Source organism: Bartonella sp. EBT8 (assembly GCF_055796165.1).
Genome location: NZ_JBTTDJ010000067.1, coordinates 1 through 1476 on the forward strand (window position 1 = coordinate 1; position 1476 = coordinate 1476).

At 45.3% G+C, this 1476-nt stretch carries 2 protein-coding genes; both read left to right on the plus strand.

Annotated elements, in window-relative coordinates:
* On the plus strand, positions 1-1162 hold a 1162-nt coding region (locus AC0QT4_RS09065), incomplete at its 5' end, for a phage tail sheath family protein (RefSeq protein WP_473201339.1).
* Positions 1162-1476: phage major tail tube protein (locus tag AC0QT4_RS09070; protein WP_473201340.1), on the plus strand; the 315-nt coding region annotated here is incomplete at its 3' end. The genes AC0QT4_RS09065 and AC0QT4_RS09070, both read left to right, overlap by 1 nt.

Here is a 1476-nt window from a genome sequence, read left to right on the forward strand (position 1 = left end):
TATTTTCAAGCAAGTGGGTGCTATTGTCGTCGTCGTACGTGTGAAAGAAGGCGACAATGAAAATGCAACACTGACCAATGTTCTAGGCGGTGTGAATGTCAATGGTGCTTATGAAGGTGTGCATGCTTTGATTGGAGCGCAATCCCTTCTTGGACAAACACCACGCATTCTGATTGCTCCAAGCTTTACCCATAAACGCCCTGTTAGCCTTAGCAAGATTGATATCACCAACAAAGGCAGCGGTTATACTCAAGCAACTGTTAAAATTGCCGGCGGCGCAAAAGCAGAAGCAATTATCGCCAATGGACAAGTGACCTCGATTGTTCTCAAGGACAATGGCTTTGATTATCAAACCGCCCCCAATGTAACGATTGAAGGTGATGGAACCGGTGCAACAGCGAAAGCCGAAATCAGTGTAACCTCGAATCCTGTAGCAGCAGAGTTGATTGGCATTGCTGAGCGGCTCCGCGCTATTGTAATCATTGATGCACCAAACACAACCGATGAAGCAGCCCTTGGTGCAGCAAAGGATTTTGATTCAAAACGCGCTCTCATTGTTGATCCTTTTGTAAAGATAAATCGTAATGGAGAAATCCTAGAACAGCCCGCAAGTGCAGCAGTTGCGGGTATCATTGCCAAAACAGATTTTACCCATGGCTTTTGGCATTCCCCTTCAAACAAAGTGATCAATGGCATTGTAGGGATTACCCGCCCGATTGATTTTTCCATTGGTGACAGATCAAGCCGTGCCAACCTTCTCAATGAACAAAACATCACAACAATTATTCGTGAAAATGGTTATCGTCTTTGGGGCAATCGCACCCTTTCAAGCGATACAAAATTCGCTTTCTTATCCGTTGTGAGAACCGCGGATATGATCAATGACGCCATCTTGCGTGGGCACATGTGGGCGGTCGACCGCAATATCAAAAAAACCTACATGAGTGATGTGAGTGAAAGCGTCAACGCCTATTTGCGTGATTTAAAAGCACAAGGCGCCATCCTTGGTGGGCAGTGCACCCCTGATCCAGAGTTGAATACAGCAAGCGCCATTGAGAGCGGCAGAGTCTATTTCAATGTTGAATTTACACCAACAACACCAGCAGAACACATCACGTTCCGTTCACGCATCATCAATGATTACCTAGAGGAGATCTTTTAATGACTGTACCTGTTTTACCAAGAGTTCTAAAATATTTTAATATTTTTGTTGATGGCATTCCCTATCAGGCAAAATGCGAAAGCGTGACACTGCCAAATTTAAGTTTGGTTGTTGAAAGCTATCGCGGTGGCGGCATGGATAGCTCCATTGAGGTTGATCTTGGGCTTGAAACACTCATCCTCACTATGACCATTTCTGATTGTTCTCCAGAACTGATGGCACTATTAGGGCGCTCTGATGTGAACATTTCATTGCGAAGTTCAATGCAAGCACAAGGCACACCAGCAGAAGGTGTTGTCATCACCATGAGGGGG